This window comes from Hyphomonas sp., from assembly GCF_018402285.1.
Taxonomy (GTDB): domain Bacteria; phylum Pseudomonadota; class Alphaproteobacteria; order Caulobacterales; family Hyphomonadaceae; genus Hyphomonas.
Map to the genome: position 1 here is coordinate 300,329 of NZ_JAGYJH010000002.1, position 19,621 is coordinate 319,949.

13 protein-coding genes, 1 tRNA gene and 1 pseudogene are annotated in these 19,621 nt (G+C 62.8%); 8 read left to right on the plus strand and 7 right to left on the minus strand.

Going from position 1 to position 19,621, the window contains the following annotated elements; genetic code table 11:
• Window positions 1–186 precede the first annotated feature (186 nt).
• On the minus strand, window positions 187–2,028 hold the full coding sequence (gene ilvD / locus KG722_RS02280) for a dihydroxy-acid dehydratase (protein WP_213269073.1): 1,842 nt from the start codon (window positions 2,026–2,028) through the stop codon (window positions 187–189).
• Window positions 2,029–2,161: 133 nt separating this feature from the next.
• The gene (gene polA / locus KG722_RS02285; RefSeq protein WP_213269074.1) at window positions 2,162–4,951 is read right to left on the minus strand and encodes a DNA polymerase I; all 2,790 of its coding nucleotides are present in this window, start codon (window positions 4,949–4,951) and stop codon (window positions 2,162–2,164) included.
• A gap of 169 nt (window positions 4,952–5,120) precedes the next feature.
• Here polA and KG722_RS02290 point away from each other — a divergent pair, with 169 nt between their 5' ends.
• The 4 genes from KG722_RS02290 (at window position 5,121) to KG722_RS02305 (ending at window position 8,050) form a co-directional block, all read left to right on the plus strand.
• The gene (locus KG722_RS02290) at window positions 5,121–5,594 is read left to right on the plus strand and encodes a hypothetical protein (protein WP_213269075.1); all 474 of its coding nucleotides are present in this window, start codon (window positions 5,121–5,123) and stop codon (window positions 5,592–5,594) included.
• Between the two features lie 107 nt (window positions 5,595–5,701).
• Window positions 5,702–6,727: an NADP-dependent oxidoreductase gene (locus KG722_RS02295; protein WP_213269076.1), complete on the plus strand. Its 1,026-nt coding sequence runs from the start codon at window positions 5,702–5,704 to the stop codon at window positions 6,725–6,727.
• 81 nt (window positions 6,728–6,808) lie between these two features.
• Complete coding sequence (locus tag KG722_RS02300; protein WP_213269077.1) at window positions 6,809–7,177, plus strand: hypothetical protein; 369 nt, start codon at window positions 6,809–6,811, stop codon at window positions 7,175–7,177.
• Between the two features lie 87 nt (window positions 7,178–7,264).
• Window positions 7,265–8,050, plus strand: a complete 786-nt coding sequence (locus tag KG722_RS02305; RefSeq protein WP_213269078.1) for a C13 family peptidase — start codon at window positions 7,265–7,267, stop codon at window positions 8,048–8,050.
• A gap of 2 nt (window positions 8,051–8,052) precedes the next feature.
• Here the strand turns inward: KG722_RS02305 and metC are convergent, their stop codons facing one another.
• The 3 genes from metC to KG722_RS02320 are packed head-to-tail and all read right to left on the minus strand — an operon-like array spanning window position 8,053 to window position 11,076.
• Complete coding sequence (gene metC, locus KG722_RS02310; protein ID WP_300998170.1) at window positions 8,053–9,225, minus strand: cystathionine beta-lyase; 1,173 nt, start codon at window positions 9,223–9,225, stop codon at window positions 8,053–8,055.
• A 1-nt stretch (window position 9,226) separates the two neighbouring features.
• Complete coding sequence (locus tag KG722_RS02315) at window positions 9,227–10,069, minus strand: sulfurtransferase (protein WP_213269080.1); 843 nt, start codon at window positions 10,067–10,069, stop codon at window positions 9,227–9,229.
• The gene (locus KG722_RS02320) at window positions 10,066–11,076 is read right to left on the minus strand and encodes a cysteine synthase A (protein WP_213269082.1); all 1,011 of its coding nucleotides are present in this window, start codon (window positions 11,074–11,076) and stop codon (window positions 10,066–10,068) included. The genes KG722_RS02315 and KG722_RS02320 overlap by 4 nt, the downstream gene beginning before the upstream one ends.
• Window positions 11,077–11,229: 153 nt before the next feature.
• Here KG722_RS02320 and KG722_RS02325 point away from each other — a divergent pair, with 153 nt between their 5' ends.
• From KG722_RS02325 to KG722_RS02335, 3 genes are all read left to right on the plus strand, one after another.
• Window positions 11,230–11,928, plus strand: coding sequence for a DUF6134 family protein (locus KG722_RS02325; protein ID WP_213269084.1), 699 nt, complete (start codon window positions 11,230–11,232; stop codon window positions 11,926–11,928).
• A 15-nt stretch (window positions 11,929–11,943) separates the two neighbouring features.
• Complete coding sequence (locus KG722_RS02330) at window positions 11,944–13,485, plus strand: cryptochrome/photolyase family protein (RefSeq protein ID WP_366909936.1); 1,542 nt, start codon at window positions 11,944–11,946, stop codon at window positions 13,483–13,485.
• A 122-nt stretch (window positions 13,486–13,607) separates the two neighbouring features.
• A complete protein-coding gene (locus KG722_RS02335) occupies window positions 13,608–15,986 on the plus strand; it encodes an EAL domain-containing protein (RefSeq protein ID WP_213269088.1) in 2,379 nt (792 codons plus the stop codon).
• A gap of 42 nt (window positions 15,987–16,028) precedes the next feature.
• Here KG722_RS02335 and KG722_RS02340 read toward each other — a convergent pair whose 3' ends face one another.
• Window positions 16,029–18,863: an AsmA family protein gene (locus tag KG722_RS02340; RefSeq protein WP_213269090.1), complete on the minus strand. Its 2,835-nt coding sequence runs from the start codon at window positions 18,861–18,863 to the stop codon at window positions 16,029–16,031.
• A 205-nt stretch (window positions 18,864–19,068) separates the two neighbouring features.
• On the opposite strand from KG722_RS02340, the gene KG722_RS02345 reads away from it, so the two are divergent.
• Window positions 19,069–19,145: transfer RNA gene (locus KG722_RS02345), tRNA-Asp, on the plus strand.
• Between the two features lie 56 nt (window positions 19,146–19,201).
• Here the strand turns inward: KG722_RS02345 and KG722_RS02350 are convergent.
• A pseudogene (locus KG722_RS02350) lies at window positions 19,202–19,621 on the minus strand (integrase core domain-containing protein); the annotation flags it as partial.

Below are 19,621 nucleotides of genomic sequence, written 5' to 3' on the forward strand. Positions count from 1 at the left end.
TGGAGCGGCGCTTGCTGCCATATCCGGGCTCCTGCAGCTTGGCGCTGGCCGCTTCCTCGCCGGGCGGAACAAACGCGCCCGAAGCGGCCGGCTCGACGAGGATCAGATGCCCGGCAGCTTCCTGATGATCCTGAAGAGAGCCGGTAAAGCCACGCGCCTCAAGCCTGGCGCAAAAGCCCCGGCCGCTTAAGGATCAAGCCGCACAGCCCCGAGCGATGCATTGCCCACATGCGCGGCATAAACCTTCAGTGCGCGGCTCACCTTGCGCGGGCGATCTTCAACCGGCTTCCAGGCGGCCGCGCCCTTGGCATCCATCTCGGCGCGGCGCTTGGCGAATTCTTCGGCTGAAACCTGTGCATTGATCGTCCGGTTCGGGATATCGATCTCGATGATGTCACCTTCGACCAGAAGGCCGATCGCACCGCCCTCGGCCGCTTCCGGGCTCACATGTCCGATCGAGAGCCCGGATGTGCCACCGGAAAAACGGCCATCCGTGATCAGAGCACATTCCTTGCCGAGCCGCATCGATTTCAGATACGAGGTCGGATACAGCATCTCCTGCATGCCAGGCCCGCCGCGCGGACCTTCATAGCGGATGATCACCACGTCGCCCGCCTTGACGCGCTTCTTGAGAATCTGCTCGCAGGCATCTTCCTGGCTTTCGCAGATCACGGCAGGGCCAGAGAATTTCAGGATACTGTCATCGACGCCGGCCGTCTTCACCACGCAGCCCATCTCGGCAATATTGCCAAAGAGAACCGCGAGGCCGCCATCCTGAGAGAAGGCGTGGCTTGCCGAGCGGATGACGCCCTTTTCGCGGTCCGTATCCAGGGCTTTATACCGGCGCGACTGGCTGAACGCCTGCGTCGTGCGCACGCCGCCCGGCGCCGCAAGGAACAGCTCCTGTACTTCGGTATTGTCAGTCACCGCAATGTCCCACTGGCTCAGCGCTTCGGCCATCGTGTCCGAATGGATCGTGCGCACGGTCGTGTCGAGCTTCCCCGCCCGGTCGAGCTCTCCGAGGATGCCGAAAACCCCGCCGGCGCGGTGCACGTCTTCCATGTGAACATTCTGAACCGCCGGCGCGACCTTGCAGAGGCAGGGCGTCACCCGGCTCAGCCGGTCAATATCAGCCAGCGTAAAGTCCACCTCGCCTTCGCGTGCCATTGCCAGCAGGTGGAGGATCGTATTGGTCGATCCGCCCATCGCGATGTCGAGCGTGACGGCGTTCTCGAACGCCGCCTTCGTCGCAATTCCGCGCGCCGAAACGCCGGTGTCGCCGCCTTCATAGTAAGCCTTGGTCAGCTCCACGATCCGGCGCCCCGCGCGCCGGAAGAGGCGCTCACGGTCCGCATGGGTCGCCAGCGTCGAGCCATTGCCCGGCAGGGCGAGGCCGAGCGCTTCGGCGAGGCAGTTCATGGAGTTGGCCGTAAACATGCCCGAGCACGACCCGCAGGTCGGGCATGCATTCTTTTCAAACTCGTCGACTTCAGCGTCCGTCCGGTCGGGGTTTGCCGCCTCGATCATGGCATCGACGAGGTCAACCGCGCGCAGCTCCCCGTCAATGTTCACCTTGCCCGCTTCCATCGGCCCGCCGGACACGAACACGACCGGAATGTCGAGGCGCATCGCGGCCATCATCATGCCGGGCGTGATCTTGTCGCAGTTGGAAATGCACACCATCGCATCGGCGCAGTGGGCATTGACCATGTATTCCACGCTGTCGGCGATCACTTCGCGCGAGGGCAGGGAATAGAGCATCCCGTCATGGCCCATGGCGATCCCGTCATCGACCGCGATGGTGTTGAATTCCTTCGCCACGCCGCCGGCGGCCACGATCTCCCCGGCCACAAGCTGGCCGAGATCCTTCAGGTGCACATGCCCCGGCACGAACTGGGTGAACGAGTTCACCACCGCGATGATCGGCTTGCCGAAATCGCTGTCCGTCATGCCCGTCGCGCGCCAGAGGCCGCGGGCACCGGCCATGTTGCGGCCGTGGGTGGAAGTGCGGGAACGGTAGGGGATCATTGGCTGAGGTCTCGATAGTTGCGCAAAATTTTGCCTTCCTGGACGGAAATGAAGCCGGAAAGCGGTGAAATTTCCCGTTCTTTATCACTCGCGGCGCAGAATGGAATGGCCCATATGGCCTATGCGGGCCGCTTCAGTGCGCCGCCGCCCAGGTGTCCGCTGCCTTGGCCTCCACCACCAGCGGCACGGAAAGCTTCAGCGACGGCCCGTCCGCCGCCGCCATCGTCGTCTGCACCAGCGCGATCAGCTTCTCGGCCTCATTCTGCGGGCATTCGAAGACAAGCTCGTCATGCACCTGCAGCAGCATCCGCGCCGACAGCCCTGCCTGCGCCAACGCCTCCGGCATGCGGATCATCGCGCGCTTGATGATGTCAGCCGCCGACCCCTGGATCGGCGCATTGATTGCCTGGCGCTCGGCAAAGGCGCGGGCCGGTCCCTTGGTCTTGATTTCGGGCAGGTGGATCTTCCGCCCGAAGGCGGTGCGCACGAAGCCGGTCTCGCGGGCAAACTCCTTGGTTTCGTCCATATACTGACGGATGCCGGGGAAACGCTCGAAATAGGTCTTGATATACTGGTTCGCCTCGCCCTGCGGAATGCCGAGCTGCCGGCCAAGACCAAAGCCGGAGATGCCATAGATGATACCGAAATTGATCGCCTTGGCCTGCCGGCGCACCATCGGGTCCATGCCTGCGATGGGCACGCCAAACATCTCGCTCGCCGTCATGGCGTGAATGTCGAGACCGTCCTTGAACGCCTGTTTCAGCGCCGGAATGTCCGCCATATGCGCCAGGATACGCAGCTCGATCTGGGAATAGTCGGCCGAGACAAGCACATTGCCCTCCTCGGCAATGAAGGCCTGGCGTATCTTGCGGCCTTCTTCGGTCCGAACCGGAATGTTCTGGAGGTTCGGATCCGTCGAGGAGAGCCGCCCCGTCTGCGCGCCCGCCATCATGTAGCTCGTGTGCACGCGGCCCGTCTTCTTGTTGATCGCCGCCTGCAGCGCCTCGGTATAGGTCGAGCGCAGCTTTGACAGCATCCGCCAGTCGACGATCGTGCGCGGCAGTTCATGGCCTTCTGCCGCAAGCCCCTCCAGCACATCGCCATCGGTCACCCAGGCGCCCGTCTTGGTCTTTTTCCCGCCTGGCAGGTTCATCTCGTCAAAGAGGATTTCGCCCAGCTGTTTGGGAGAGCCGATGTTGAAGCTGCGGCCTGCCTGTTCATGCGCCTGCGCTTCCAGCGCAGCCATGCGCTGGTTGAAGTCTGCCGAAAGGCGCGAGAGCATGTCCCGGTCCACCTTGATGCCGGCCTGTTCCATCGCCGCCAGCACCGGCCCCAGCGGCCGGTCAAGCGTTTCGTAAACGGCCGTCACCTGCTCGGTCCGCAGGCGCGGTTTCAGCGCCTTCCAGAGGCGCAGGGTCACGTCCGCGTCCTCGGCGGCGTATTCTGTCGCCTTGTCGAGTGCGACCTGTGCAAAGCTCTTCTGCGTCTTGCCGGTGCCGGCCACGTCCTTGAAGCTGATCGGCTTGTGGCCAAGATAGCGCTCGGAAAGTTCATCCATCCCGTGGCCATGGATGCCCGCATTCAGCGCAAAAGAGATCAGCATCGTGTCGTCAATCGGCGCGATCGTGATCTTGTGCTGGGCCAGCACGCTGAGATCATATTTGATGTTCTGGCCGATCTTCAGAACCGCCGGATCTTCCAGCATCGGCTTGAGCACTTTGAGCGCCTCGGCCATCTTGATCTGGCGTGGCGGATCGGCGCCAAACATGTCGCCGTCGCCTTTGGCTTCCGGGTCCACATGCGTCAGCGGAATGTAGCAGGCTTCGCCGGGGCTGAGCGCCAGCGACACGCCCACAAGGCCCGCCGCCACCGAATCCAGGCTGTCGGTTTCGGTGTCCACCGCCACAAATCCCTGCGCCGTGGCCCGGGCCACCCAGTCTTCCAGCGTCTTGAGATCCCGCACGCAGACATAGGCAGACATGTCAAAAGGTTGCGCTTCGGGGGCGAGGGCGTCGATCGCGCCCTCAAGTTCCATCTGCTCGCGCACGCGCCGGGTGATGGTGCGAAACTCCATCTCCTCCAGGAAACCTATCAGCACCTTGGGGTCAGGGTCCTGCACCGCCAGCTCTTCCACCGGAAGAACCACAGGCACATCCTCCTTGAGCTGAACAAGCTGTTTGGACACGCGCACCTGATCGGCAAAGTTGATCAGCGTCTCGCGCCGCTTGGGCTGCTTGATCTCGCCGGCCCGCTCCAGCAGCGTTTCGACAGTGCCATATTCGGCAATGAGCTGCGCCGCCGTCTTGATGCCGATGCCGGGCGCGCCGGGCACGTTATCGGTGGGGTCGCCCGAGAGCGCCTGTACATCCACCACGCCCTCAGGTCCGACGCCGAACTTCTCGATCACGTCGTCCCGGCCCAGCAGCTTGTTCTTCATCGGGTCGAGCATCGCCACCTTGTCGGTGATCAGCTGCATCAGGTCCTTGTCCGAGGAGACGATGGTGACGCGCGCGCCCTTGGCTTCAGCCAGCCGCGCATAGGTCGCGATCAGGTCGTCGGCCTCAAAGCCCGTCTGCTCGATGGCATGGGCGGCAAAGGCCAGCGACGCGCGCCGCACCAGCGGAAACTGGGGCACCAGTTCTTCAGGCGGGTCAGATCGGTTGGCCTTGTAGAGCGGATAGATGTCGTTCCGGAACGTATTGCCCGAAGCATCAAAGATGCAGGCAAAGTGCGTCGGGCGCTCCTTGCCTTTCAGGTCTTCCAGCAGCTTGAACAGCATGTTGCAGAAACCCGCCACCGCGCCCACGGGAAGGCCGTCAGAGGCGCGCGTCAGCGGGGGCAGGGCATGGAAGGCGCGGAACACATAGGCGCTCGCATCTATTAGGTAGAGGTGGCTGTCCTGGGTGATGGGCGCCGTGGCCATGAGCGATTCCTTTGATTTGTTCCCGGTTTAGCCCGCAAGGGCGCCCGCGTCACCCGCCGGCTCCGAAAACAGGCACGCGCACGCGCTGAGTCGCCACCTGTCGGCTAAGTAATGCCCCGAAGCGAATTTAGGCTTTTCCGTGGCAACAGGGGTGTGCTACTTTTATCACATGGACCGTGATCTGGACTTCGAAGAAGTGACGGCCCTCATTCCGGTTGTGCAGAAGCACGAGCGGAAGGCGCCGTGGCACCTCGCCCTGATAGGGGCTGTCGCCGGGGTGTGGAGCCTCCTCGGCGTCTTCGACCTGATGGCCATGGTCACCCGCTTTGCCCCCTACATGAACCAGATGCCGGACCTGACCCGCGAGTTCATCTATGAGCTTCCCGTCTGGGTGCTGGCCCTGCGCGGCATTGCCGTCTTCGCAGCACTCGCCGGCGCAGTCTTCCTCATCCGGAAGCGGCTGACGGCGGTGCGCATGCTCGCTCTCAGCACCACCGCCACGATCCTGGGCATCGGCTTCACCTTCGCAGACGGCGCCCCCGATGACGGTACCATCCATGCCGTATCGGTCTTCACCATCGCCGTGTCGGTCCTGCTCCTCTATTATGCCCAGACCTGGGCCAAGCATGGTGTGCTGAAATAGGCCTCGCCTTGCCTCAGCCAGTCTCCGCCTGCCGACAATCGAAGCGGGGCGCCTTGCGCTGAGCCGGATTCGCTTTAGCCTTCGGGTCGAAAGATCGGGAGGACAATATGGTCAACGAAAAGAACCTTACCTGGGTGCTGCGCAAACGCCCCGTCGGCGACCTGCAGGAGGGCGATCTGGAACTGGTCGAGACCCCGCAGGCCCCTCTTGAAGACGGCCAGGTCCGCGCCAAGACCATCTACCTCTCGCTCGATCCGACAAACCGCATCTGGATGAGCGACATGGACGCCTATCTCCCGCCCGTCGGGATCGGCGATCCGATGCGCGGCGGCGGGCTCAGCGTCATCACCGAAAGCCGCTTCGACGGCCTCGAGCCCGGCGACATCGTCAACACCGGCCTGGCGGGCTGGGCCGTCTACAACACGCTGCCGGGCAATGCCCTCGCCAAGCTGCCAAGGCTTCCCGGCGTCCCTCTGACCGCCTTCATGGGCCCCCTCGGCGCCACCGGCATGACCGCCTATTTCGGCCTGATGGACATCGCCAAGCCCAAGGCGGGCGAAACCGTTGTCGTCTCTGCCGCGGCTGGCGCGGTCGGCTCGATGGTCGGCCAGATCGCCAAGATCCAGGGCTGCCGCGTCGTCGGCATCGCAGGCGGGGCTGACAAGTGCCGCTGGCTTACCGAGACTGCCGGCTTCGATGCCGCCATCGACTACAAGAACGAAGACGTCGGCAAGGCCCTCGACACGCATTGCCCGAATGGCATCGACATCAACTTCGAGAATGTCGGCGGCAGGATCATGGACGAAGTCATCGCCCGCCTGAACGACTTTTCCCGCATGCCGCTCTGCGGCCTCATCTCCACCTACAACGCCACAACGCCCGTGCCCGGCCCCTACAATTTCGCCAATCTCCTGATGCGGCGGACCCTGGTGAAAGGCTTCATCGTCATCGACTATTTTCCCCGCTTCCCGGAGGGCATGCAGCAGATGGCCCAATGGCTGATGGAGGGGAAACTCAAATTCGAGACCGACATCGTCGAGGGTTTCGAGAAAGCCCCCGCCAGCCTCTCCCGCCTGTTTGAAGGCAAGAACCTGGGTAAACTGGTCGTCCGCGTCAGCCCCGAACCGGTCTGACGCGCCGGTTCAGCTTGCGTTCATTTCCTGCATTACGATAGTGCAATCAGAAGGTTGTGGGTCATGCGGGGGAGCAGGGACATGCTGACAGAGGCAATGGAAAAAACAAAAGCCTGGCTCGCCGCCGCCGCGCTGCTCGGCGCGGCCGGCTGCAGCCATTCGGATTGGGAAGCCGTCGCCATGGGGCTCAATATGGCGGCCGATGAAATGGCCGTCACGCTTACACAGGTCCCTCCCTATGCCTGCGATTACAACGCCCAGGGCTATGCTGTCTGCGACGATACCGGCGACGGTTTCGCAGACCGCTACGCCGATCCCAGCTGGGACTATGTGCCCGGCTATTATGTCACCCCCGCCACCCGCATCAATGATTACGGCGAAGCCTTCCAGTATGATGCCGGCTGCGACTGCTGGTACCGCGAGCCGTCGCTGGACACCTTTCCGAAATAGCCAGGCCACGCGATGACTCTGAGGGGCTTGCGCCGGCTCCGGCGCGCTGCTCATATGTCATCGAAACGATGTCCCGGGAGAACACGGATGCCATTCAAGCATCTGTTTGCAGGCGCACTCCTCTTGGCCGCCGCCCTTGCGGGCCGCGCCCATGCCGAGCCGGCTGTCGAAGACGTTCCGCTGAAGGACTGGGCCGTCGGCATTCTCGCCGCTGACTGGCGTGACAGCGAAGGCGCCCCCATCGACGCGTTCGAGAATGCCCGCCGGGATCTCGCCCGCGCCTTTGCCGGTGTCGGCTTTGATCCGGGCAACATCACCCATATGTCGCTACGCCCGCGTGAACATGGCGGCTTCTCCCTGCGCTCGGACGAAGTTTTCTCCGCCTTCGAGAAACAGGCCGCTGCCGCCCCGGCCGGCTGTCTCTTCTACTTCACCTCCCACGGCCTGCCCGAAGGCATCGTGCTCGGCGGCGAAGGCCTGCTCAGCCCGGACAAGCTGAATGGCCTCATCGGCCAGTGGTGCGGTGAGCGGCCCACAGTGGTCGTCGTCTCTGCCTGCTATTCGGGGGTATTCTTGCCTGCGCTTGCCGCGTCCAACCGGCTCGTGATGACCGCCGCCCGGCCCGATCGGTCGTCCTTCGGCTGCGGCGCGGGGATGATCTATCCGGTGTTCGACAATTGCGTGCTGGACTCGCTGGTGGACGCAGATGATTTCGTCCACCTCGCCACCCTCACGCGCCAGTGTGTCGCCACGCGCGAGCGCCAGCAGCGCCTCTGGCCGCCGTCCGAGCCGCAGGCCCGGATCGGCGCCGGCGTGGACGACCTCTTCGTATTCCTGAACTTTGATCGCTCCGCGCTGCAGGCAGAGCCGTAAGCTCAGCCTGCGGACAAGGCGGAAAAACCCGCTTCGAGATCGGCCTTCAGATCGCTTACCGCTTCGAGCCCCACATGCACCCGCATCAACTCCCCGGGCTTCTGCTTCGTCCAGCATGTGTCGCTGCGCGTCAGCTGATCATCGCAAGGGATAATCAGGCTCTCGAAACCACCCCATGAAAACCCCATGCCGAACAGGCTGAGCGCCTCGAAGAAACGCTGCTTTGCCTCTGCCGGATACGCCTTGAGCACGAAAGAGAAGAGCCCGCAGGATCCGGTGAAATCCCGCTGCCAGAGTGCATGATCGGGATGAGAGGGCAGGGCGGGATGGATGACGCGGGCCACTTCGGGCCGCCCGTCCAGCCAGCGCGCCAGCTCCAGCCCTGCCGCCTCATGCGCCTTCAGGCGCGTGGCAAGGCTGCGCAGGCCGCGCACGGCGAGATAGGCGTCATCGGGCGCCAGGGCGATGCCCCAGTCTTCGGAGCAATTGGCCACCTTGCTGGCAAGGCTGAGCTCATTGGTCATCACCGCGCCGCCAAAGGCGTCCGAATGGCCCACCACATATTTGGTCAGCGCCTGCACCGAAATATCGGCCCCCAGCGCCAGCGGCTTGTAATGCAGTCCTGCGCCCCAGGTGTTGTCGCACACGATGCGGATGGCGCGCTTCTTCGCCACCTCGGCAATTGCCGGAAGGTCTGAAATCTCGAAGGTCAGCGAACCGGGCGACTCCAGCAGGATGGCCTGCGTGTTCTCCCGGAACAGGCGCTCGATGCCCGCGCCCATGCGCGGATCAAACCGCTCGGCTTCCACGCCCATGGCTTTCAGCCGCTTTTCGCAGAAACGCGCGGTCGGGCCATAGGCACTGTCGGTGAACAGAAAATGGCCGCCACTCTCCACAACGCTTGCAATTGCCAGCGCGCAGGCCTGAAGGCCATTGGAGGCAAGCCGCGTATGCCGGGCGCCCTCCAGGATGCACATCGCCGCTTCCAGTTCGCGGTGAACGGTCAGCCCCATCCGTCCATAGGTTGGCCTGGGTCCATAGAGTGCGGCCTCAGTGCGAAAGAGAACGGTCGAGGCGCGCTCCACCGGCGGGTTTACCGTCACCCGGTCCAGCCGCTCGGCGCGGGTATGGATCAGGCGGGTCTCCGGCGCGGCATCATCCCTGGGACTCATCATGTCAGCCTCTGGCAATCGGGCGGGAGGGGTCAGACGCCCATTCCGCCCAGGAGCCGTCATAGACTGCCACATCCCAGTTGCCGAGACGGGCAAGCGCCAGCGCGGTGATCGCAGCCGTCACGCCTGAGCCGCAGGTCGCCACCGTAGCCGCATTGGGTTCCGGCAACAGGCGGCGAAGCGCGTCTGCAGATTTCATCCGCCCGTCTTCGGTCACCAGCTGCCCGCCGGGCACATTGATGCTGCCGGGAATATGGCCGGAAGGCAGGCCTTCACGCGGCTCGGGGTCGCGTCCGAAAAAACGCCCGTCAGGGCGCGCGTCAATGATCCGCACACGGGCAGAGCCCACCAGCTGTTCCATGCCGCGCGCGTCCATGACCAGGTCGCTGCGCACACGCGGGGTGAAGTGGCGCTCGCCCGGCGGGGTCGGCAGGTCGTCCAGCGGTCCGCCTTCAGCCACCCATCCATGCAGGCCGCCGTCCAGAACATGCACATCCTTGTGCCCCATCACGCGCAGCATCCACCAGGCGCGGGCGGCGGCAAAGAACCGGTTCTGGTCATAGACGACAATCCGGCTGCCATCGCCAAGGCCGAGCTTGCGAACCCGCGCCGAGAATTTCACGGCGTCGGGCAACATGTGCGGGTAGGGGGATGTGAGGTCGGCAATCTCGTCGATATCGAAATAGACGGACTTGGGAATATGCCCGCGCTTCCAGGCGTCGCGGCCGGTCTCCGGCGGATTGGTCCAGGACGCAAACCAGGTTGCATCCACAATCCGCACATCAGGCGCTGTTATGTTGGCCATCAGCCATTCGGGGCTTACCAGCGGGTCGCCGCTCTCGCTCATGATCTTGTCTCCATCCAGGGGGGAACCGGCAGGCCTTTTGAGCGCAGGAAGTCCGGATTGTACAGCTTCGTCTGGTATCGGTTTCCATAGTCACAGAGGATCGTCACGATCGTGTGCCCCGGGCCAAGATGGCGCGCCAGATGCACTGCGCCGGCAATGTTCACCCCGGCCGATCCGCCAAGGCAAAGCCCTTCATGCGCGACCAGATCGAAGAGATAACCGAGCGCTTCGTCGTCATTGATCCGCCAGGCCTTGTCGACCGGGATGCCTTCAAGGTTGGCCGTGATCCGTCCTTGTCCGATGCCCTCGGTGATTGAGGTGCCTTCGGCTTTGAGTTCGCCGGTCGTGTAATAGGCGTAGAGGGACGCGCCGCCAGGATCTGCCAGGCCGATGGTGATCTTCCGGTTGCGCTCCTTCAGGCCCAGCGCCACCCCGCCAAGCGTTCCGCCCGAGCCGACCGCGCAGATGAAGCCGTCGAGCTTGCCGTCTGTCTGCTCCCAGATTTCCTTCGCGGTCGTATTGTAATGCGCGCGGCGGTTGGCCTGGTTGTCGAACTGGTTGGCCCAGATCGCGCCATTGGGTTCGCTCGCCGCCATCTCCTCGGCCAGGCGCCCGGAATAGCGCACATAATTGTTGGGGTTGGCATAAGGCACCGCATCCACTTCGATCAGCTCGGCGCCCAGGAGGCGGATCGCGTCCTTCTTCTCCTGGCTCTGCGAACGTGGCATCACGATCACCACCCGGTAGCCCAGCGCCTTGCCCACCAGCGCGAGGCCAATCCCGGTATTGCCCGCCGTGCCCTCCACAATCGTGCCGCCCGGCTTCAGCGCGCCGGATGCTTCGGCCTCCCGGACAATCCCCAGCGCCGGGCGATCCTTCACCGACTGGCCGGGATTGAGGAACTCGCACTTGCCGAGAATTTCACAGCCCGTTTCATCAGAGACACGGTTGAGCCGGAGCAGCGGCGTATTGCCGATAAGGTCGATAACAGACCTGTGAAGCGTCATGAGGGAACTCGTTTCTGAGATAATCGTTTGTTCAAGGCTACGCGTCTGCGCGGTGAGGTTCAATTGGTCGGACTGGCCGTTCGCGCTGCCTGGCTGATCCACCCGCTCAATTTGTCCGTAAAGAAGATCGTATACTCCAAAGGATCAACTGACATGACCTTTAAGCGTCTCATAGTGTCCCAATTTGTCATGGCTTTGGCACTCGGTGGCACCGCCATGGCCGATGACGCCGCCGTTCCGGCCGCGTCCGGCCTCGAAAATGCGTGGAAACCTGCGGCGGGCGACGAGATCCGTTTCAACGTGCTTCGCAAGGGCAATCCCTTTGGTTCGCACACCGTCGTCTTCGAGAAAGGGCCCAATAACGCCCTGATCGCAAGGACGAAAGTGGGCCTCAAGGCCGGCCTCGGTCCGATCACCGTCTTCCGTTACGACCTCTCCGCCAGCGAAACCTGGCGCAGCGGCAAACTCGTCGCCGTAAACGGCCAGGGCAATGACGATGGCAGGAAGGGCTCCATGAAGGCCACCCGTGAAGGCGACGCGCTGGAGATACAAGGCACCGAATTTACCGGAGAAGTGCCCGCCGACATCATCCCGGCAAGCCACTGGAACTATGCCCAGACCAAGGCTTCGCAGCTCCTCTCCACCGAGAATGGCGAGATCTACAAGGTCACCGTCACCCCAAAGGGCCGTGAGACGATCAAGGCCGGCGGCAAATCCATCCAGGCAAACCGCTATTTTCTGGATTCCAACATCGATCTGGATGTCTGGTATGATGACCAGGGGCGCTGGGTAAAGCTCGCCTTCCAGGCCCGTGGGCAGGACATCGAATACATCCTCGACCAGATGTACTGATAAAACAGGGATTTGGTGGTGGGAGCTCTGAGGCTGATCCTCGGCGATCAGCTGTCGCCGGACATCTCATCCCTTCGCGATGCGGACAGGGCTTCTGACCTGATCCTGATCGCGGAGGTGATGGAAGAAGCCACCTATGTGCGCCATCACAAGAAGAAGATCGCCTTCCTCTTCGCTGCCATGCGCCACTTCGCCAGCGAACTGGAAACGGCCGGCTACCGAGTGCGCTATGTGAAGCTCGACGATCCCGCCAATCAGGGCTCGCTGAGGGGCGAGGTGGCGCGCGCCCTGGAGGAACATCCCGCCCTCTCCTCCCTCGTCATGACCCGTCCTGGCGAGTGGCGCCTGCAGCAGGACATGGAGATATGGCAAGACATCCTCCCCCTGCCGGTAGAGCTGCGCGAGGACACGCGCTTCCTCGTCAGTCTCAAGGACTTCGCAGCCTGGGCAGAAGGCCGCAAGCAGCTCCGCATGGAGTATTTCTACCGCGATGTTCGCCGCAAGACCGGCCTCCTGATGGACGGCGACAAGCCCGCAGGCGGCGAATGGAACTACGACACTGAAAACCGCAAACGCCTGCCCAAAGACCTCTCGCCACCCCCGCGCTACCTTCCCGCACCTGACGATCTCACAAGGGAAGTGATCGCCTTCGTGGCCGGCCGCTTCCCCGATCATTTCGGCGATCTTGAGCCATGGGGCTTTGCCACCACCCGCGCAGGGGCAGAAAAGGCCCGCGATCACTTCATCTGCGAAATCCTCCCCGGCTTTGGCGACTGGCAGGATGCCATGGCCAGGGGCGAGCCATGGATGTGGCACTCGCTGCTCTCGATCTACCTCAATTGCGGCTTGCTGGACCCGCTCGACGTCTGCCGCCGCGCCGAGGCCGAATGGAAAGCGGGCAGGGCGCCACTGAATGCGGTGGAAGGCTTCATCCGCCAGATCATCGGCTGGCGCGAATATGTCCGCGGCATCTACTGGCTGAACATGCCCGCCTATGCAGGCCTCAACACGCTGGACGCGCGCCGTCCCCTGCCGGATTTCTACTGGACGGGCAAAACCGCGATGCGCTGCATGGCCGACGCCATCGGCCAGACAAGGCGCCATGCCTATGCCCACCACATCCAGCGCCTGATGATCACCGGCAATTTCGCGCTTATTGCGGGGCTTGATCCGGCCGAGGTCAATGAATGGTATCTGCTGGTCTATGCCGACGCCTATGAATGGGTGGAGCTGCCCAACACCCACGGCATGGCGCTGCATGCCGATGGCGGCCTCATGGCCTCCAAGCCCTACGCGGCCAGCGGCAACTACATTTCGAAGATGTCAGACTACTGCGCCGGGTGCGCCTATGACGTGAAGCAACGAACCGGCCCCAGGGCCTGTCCCTTCAACTTTCTCTACTGGGATTTCATCGGCCGCCATCAGGCGCGTTTCCGTTCCAATCCCCGGATGGCCGTGATCTGCAAGTCCCTCGACAGGATGGAGCCCGCAGAGCGCGCAAAAATCCACCTTCAGGCGTCAGATTTTCTCGATGGGCCAAGCCTGAAATCTTCGTAAGAATCGCATTTCCACAGCCCGGTCGATGAAATTTCATCGACTGAAGTTGCCCGGCGCTAACCCGTCCTCGCTAACAATTTTCAGTAGAAATGCAGGACGCTTTCACTGCGGGAGACCGGGTCATGCCAGATCGCCAGGACGGCTCTGCAACGCTTTGGTCGTTGAAGGCATTGTTTCAGGGTGTGGAGGTGCCGGCAAAGCACCTTCCCGGCCTGCGTGCCCAGCAGATGAATTCGATGAGCCGGATCACCAATGTGATCCTCCTCTCCAATGTGCTCAACATCATCGCAGTTCTCGGCATCTTCCTTAACAATGGCCAGATGCACTTTCTCATTGCCTGGTCGGTCTGTGGGCTGCTCATCAACATTGGTGCCCTGCTAAAATACCAGCAATTCCTTCGCATTGATCCCAACCGGCGCAGCAACTGCCGGGCGATTGCCGACTTCACCCGGGTCGCCATCTGCAACGGGCTCCTCTGGGGCCTCGCCCCGATTGTTGTCCTGGGAGCGGCGGATATGCAGGGGCAGATGGTCATGGGCATCATCTCGGCCGGGATGATGTTCGCCGGCGGCTTCCTCCTGTCGCGCATTCCGATGGCGGCGATCTATTACATCGTTCCTGCCGGGCTTGGCCTTGCCACTGCGCTGATGCTGCAGACCGGGCCAAACTATGCGATCCTCTCGATCCTGATGCTGTATTATCTGATCGTGCTCCTGGTGGCCGTTACCTGGACGAACCGTCAGTTTGTCGAACAGTTTCTCGGGCGCGCGGCCATCCAGGATCAGTCTCAGGTGATCGGCCTCCTGCTTCGCGATTTTGAAGAAAGCACGTCCGACTCCCTCTGGCAGACCAGTGCCGACGGCATCCTGCAGGACAGGCCAACGGTCGGTGACGCCGAAGAACCGCTCTGGACCCGCGATGACGTCCTGAAGCGGGGAAGGCTGTTCACGGACATTTTTCATCCGGGTGACGCGCGGGATGTCCTGACAAAAGTCCTGCAGCAGAAGGCACCTTTCCGCGACATCGTCGTGCCGATCAGGGATAAGAGCGGCGATCTGCGCTGGTGGTCGGTCACCGGCAAGCCCGTGATCGAAAACGGAGAGTTCCAGGGCTTCCGCGGCGTGGCGGCAGACGTCACCCAGTCGAAGCTCATCGAAGACCGCATTGCCCACATGGCCCACTTTGATGGCCTGACGGGACTGCCCAACCGCATCACCATTCAGGAACGGCTGGAAGTGCAGCTGCGGCGCCCGCTGTCGCCGCCGGTCTGCCGGGCATTTCTGATGCTGGATCTCGACAGTTTCAAATGGGTCAACGACACGCTGGGTCATCCGGCTGGCGACGAACTCCTGCGCCAGGTTGCCTCGCGCATCCGCAGCCTGTCTGCGCCGGGCGACTTCATCGCCCGCCTTGGCGGGGACGAATTTGCCATGATTGTCGAGCGTGCGAACATCCATGCGCTTCACGGCTTCCTTGATCAGTTCGCCGCCGAAATGAGCGCGCTTTATGACGTATGGGGATCAACGGCCAATTGCTCGGCCTCCATCGGCGTGCGCCTGTTTGATGCGGCGATCCAGGACAGCCGCACCATGTTCCGGCATGCAGATCTCGCGCTCTATCAGGCCAAGCATCTGGGCAAGGCGAAGTGGTGCATGTTCAATGATGATCTGGAAACGCGGGCGCAGGCGCGGCTCGACATTCAGGAAGAGCTCCAGCGCGCCATCGAGCGCAATGAACTGCGCATCCATTTCCAGCCCATCGTCGATGCGCGAACGCGCGAAACAGTTGCGTGTGAAACGCTGCTGCGCTGGCAGCATCCCGAGCGGGGGCTGGTTTATCCGGGCGAGTTCATCGAACACGCTGAAGAGAACGGGCTCATCACCCGCATGGGCGAATGGGTCATCCGCGCCGCCCTTGCCGAGGCGACCCGGCTGCCCGAGCATGTGCGCATCTGCGTGAATATCTCACCCCTGCAGGTTCATTCCGCTTCGCTCGTGTCCACGATCATCAGCGCGATTGCTGCCAGCAAGCTCGATCCGCGCCGGCTGGAACTGGAAATTACCGAAGCAGCCCTGATGAGCAATGCCGAGTTCACCCTTCGCCGGCTCCACCAGCTGCGCACACTTGGTGTGCGCATCGCGCTCGATGACTTTGGCACCGGCTTTTCTTCGCTCAATCATCTGCGATCCTTCCCGTTCGACCGGATCAAGATCGACCGCACCTTTGTCAGCGACATCGAAACGCGCGAAGACAGCCGGGCGATCACGCGCTCGATGCTCAGCCTCGCCCGCTCACTCGGTATGCAGTGTACGGCAGAAGGGGTGGAAACACTGCTTCAGGCAGAGTTTCTGGGTGACCTTGGATGCGAGGAGCTACAGGGGTTCTTCTTCAGCCATGCTCATCCTCTGGAGCAACTTGGCCATCTGGTAGCGTTGCGCGAGCAGGGCGTGGCCGAGCCCGTCCAGCCTGCTGAAACCGGACTGCATAGCCGCGCCGGCTGATCGCGGAAAAGAAGCAGACGCCCGCTATGGGGCAGGCGGGTGTTACTCGCCCTCGTCCTGCTTCGGGTCCTCGGCAGGCTTGGGCGCTGGGCTGCGGCCGAACAGGTTGCCGATCGCGTCCCGGGCTGCCTTTTCTGCGGCTTCCTCAAGTTGCTCCTCGGCGGTCGGCGCAGGGGTCTGCGGCTGCGCCGCTGGAGCTTCGTCGCCGTCCGGCGTTGCGGGCGCTGTCTGCGACGCGGGCGTGGGCTGCCTGCCGCCGATGATGTTGCCGAGGATCGCGCCCGCGGTATCGCCCGCCCGGTCATTGAGTTCCTGCTGCAAGCGGCCGGAGAGCTCCGCCTGCAGGGCCGCCTGAACGCCGGAAAAGTCAGGCGTCACCTTGAGCGCGTCCCAATTGCCCGAGAGCCTTACCGGAACCGGGATGCCGTTCAGTTGCACGACCGCCCCCTGGCCCTGTCCGCTCCTGTCGATGGCGGTGGCGAGGCGGATGTCGAGCGACTGGCCGCCGAGATCGATCTTGCCAGTGCCGTCAATGCCGAGCACCGGGCTGAGAAGTTTCAGTATGTCGACCGTTGCGACACCGTTCTGCACACTGAGGACCGTATTGAATGTTGTGAACTCGGTTTCGGCGGCTGGCGACAGGACACCCCGGAAATCGAGATTGTTGAGGCTGCCCGTGGCAACGGCCTGCTGGAGCGACTGCGCGCTGCGCACGAGCTGTGTCACGTTCAACCCCTTGAGGGCGCCCTCATTCAGATCGGTCGAGAGTTCGCCATTGAGGCCGTTCATGATTTCATCAATCGACGTGCCCCGGGCAGAGGCGTTCACCTGAAACGCCCCGGTCCCGGTAAGCTTGTCAAAGCCCGCCAGCGTCCCCAGCAGGCTGGAGATCGCAACGCTGTTGCCTTCCATGGCGACGTTCACGGCCGGTACCTGACCGGCAGCATCCACCACCATCTGTCCCTTCCAGTTGCCGCCGAAGGCCTTGAACTGGGAAAGATCGGTCGTCAGCTTGCCGGCATTGAGGTTGGCTGCCAGCGCAGCGTCAGTGAGCTCGACACTGCCAAGGGTCAGCTTGCTGGTCCGGATCTGCAGGTCGGCGTCGGCCGCCTGAAGACCTGCAAGGTCGAGCTTGTCCTTGCTCCAGGCTTCCAGCGGCTGGCGTGTCTGCGGTTTCTGGTCGGCCGGTGCCAGGAAGGGGGAAAGGTCCAGCGCGCCCATGTTGAGGTTGCCGGTCAGGCGCGGGCGCTCCCCGGAAAGGTCAATTCCGGCGGTGCCCTTGGCGTTGATGTTGTCGAGCGTCAGGTCGAGCCCGGAAAGGGCAACCTGTGTGAAGGTGCCGCTGGCCTGTCCCTTCGCGCTGAAGCTTTGCAGGGTGGTGCCCGGCGCCATCTCGACGTCAGCTGCCGCCAGGAGGTCGCGCAGCCGGCTGCTTTCAGCGCTGAGCTGGCCATTCAGGCTGCCCCCGCCGCCAAGTCCGACATCGCCGGAATAGGAAGCCGTCAGCAGGTCGCTGTCCTGGGTGAACGCGATGCCCGACAGGACCAGCGCGTCTGCCGGCCCGGTTATCGCCGAGGTCAGGTTCACCTGGCCAAGCGCTGCAGAGGCGGGCAGGTCAAGCCCGAGTGCGCGCGCAAGTTCTCCTGCATCGGGCGAGCGCAGCTCAAGGTCTCCGGCCAGGGAAGGAATTTCGCCCAGCGTGATCGTTCCGGCATAATTGGCGGTTATGAGGTCCCCCTTCACGCCCAGCTTCTCGAAGCTGAGATCAGGCTGCATCAGCGCGCCGCTCACCTTGCCCATGATGTCAGCCCCGCCAAGCGGTGTGAGGTTGACCGGCACCTCGACATCCGCAAACCGGGCGAGGTCGGCAAGGCTTGGCGCGTCGAGGCTCAGCTGACCCGTGATGGTTGGCGCTTCGGTGAGGTTTAGCTGCCCGGAGAAGCTTGTGCGGGCCAGAGCCGAAGTCTGGGTCAGCTTCTCGATATCGACCAGAAGCGCGTTCGAGGGGCCTTTGACACTTCCCTCCAGATTGATCTTGCCGAGTTTGGAGAGGTCGAAGGGAACTTCGGCCCCGGTGAGGGCGGCAAGCGCTGGAAGCGCGTCCGATGAGGCCCGGAATTGTCCGTCGATGGTCGCAATTGCCCCCAGTTTGACCGATCCTGCATAGTCGATCCTGCCAAAAAGGGTCTCCAGATCGGCCTTGATGTCGGCAGGTTGCTCCTTGGTCAGCGCGTCGATTGTGTCCACAGAGGCGTTGATCTCGAAGGGGTTGGCCTGGAAAATCCCCTTGGCCTTCAGCCGGAACGGATCGGTGGTGGATGCCATCGACGCCAGCAGGTCCAGCTCGCGAAGCTCGTAATAGGTCCCGGCCTGCGCGTCCCGAAAGGTCAGCGACGCATTCTCAAGGCGAGCCTGCTCGACGCCGCCATTAAAGCCTTTCTGCCCGGCCGGCGGCCGGGCAGGGCCAGGCTCGGCCGGCTGGGCGGGCGTGAACACCCAGTTGGTGCGCCCGTCGGCCAGCTTCTGCAGCGAAACCTGCGCATCGACGAAGGCCAGCTCTTTCACCTCGACCCGCCGGGAGAAGAGCGGAATGAGCCTTACCGAGCCGCGAAGTTCGCCGGCCTCGACCATATAGGGCCCTTCAAATCCTTCAGGATTGGCAACCGATACCCCGCCGACACTGGCCGCGATGCTGGGGAAAATCGAAATTTTAACATCACCGGTGAGCGTGATCTGCCGCTGCAGGGCCTGGGTGGCAGCCCGCTCGATCTGGGCGCGGTAAACGTCCTTCGGAATCAGGAAGGGAACGATGACGACCCCCGCCAGGATCAGGGCGACGATGCCCCCGGCGATCAGGCCTGTACGTTTGATATTCATCGGATCGATTCCCGGCTTTCTCGCAGTTTACTAGCAGATGGGTTTGGAATGTGTCGTGTGAATGGCAATAGCGGCACAAAAGCGTGGAATGCCCCCCGGCCCTGGGCACAACACAGGCTTGTGAATTGCCTGAAGAAGTGTGCTTGACCCGCCCGCTGCCCTTGATTAGAGAGGCGCTTCGCTCCGAAAGGGGCACAGAAAATGCGCGGGTGTAGCTCAGTCGGTTAGAGTGCCGGCCTGTCACGCCGGAGGTCGCGGGTTCGAGCCCCGTCACTCGCGCCATTTATTCTGTTGTCCGACCCGGACACATAGGTAACAGAATGTTCCGGAGAGATAGGTTACAGTTTCGCCCCGAACGGGTTATCGACAGTTTGTAGTGTCCTTGCCTCAAGATCAACATATCCGAGGTCATATTGCATGAACGAGACGAGCCAGATGCCGTCCTCGACTTCTTTCAGTCCGACGCGCTGACCGGCGAGCACGGTGGAGATGTTGATTTTCTTCCGGTGCATGCAGAGGCGTCCGCAGGCAGTGATCAGGGCATCGTGATCGTGGAACGGATACTCGATCTCCGGCAGGCCGCTGAAGGGGCGCGGTGACGGGGTGCAGACGCTTGCCGGGCAAGCCATGGCGAGCCCTTCATGGGGCCGTTCGGTGTTGAACTCCTGGATGAAGTGATCGAAGCGGTCCTGCTGCTGGAGATGATTTGCGGCGGCGGGCTTTGTCGTCTCATTCTTCAGGGTGAGATGCATGCGTTC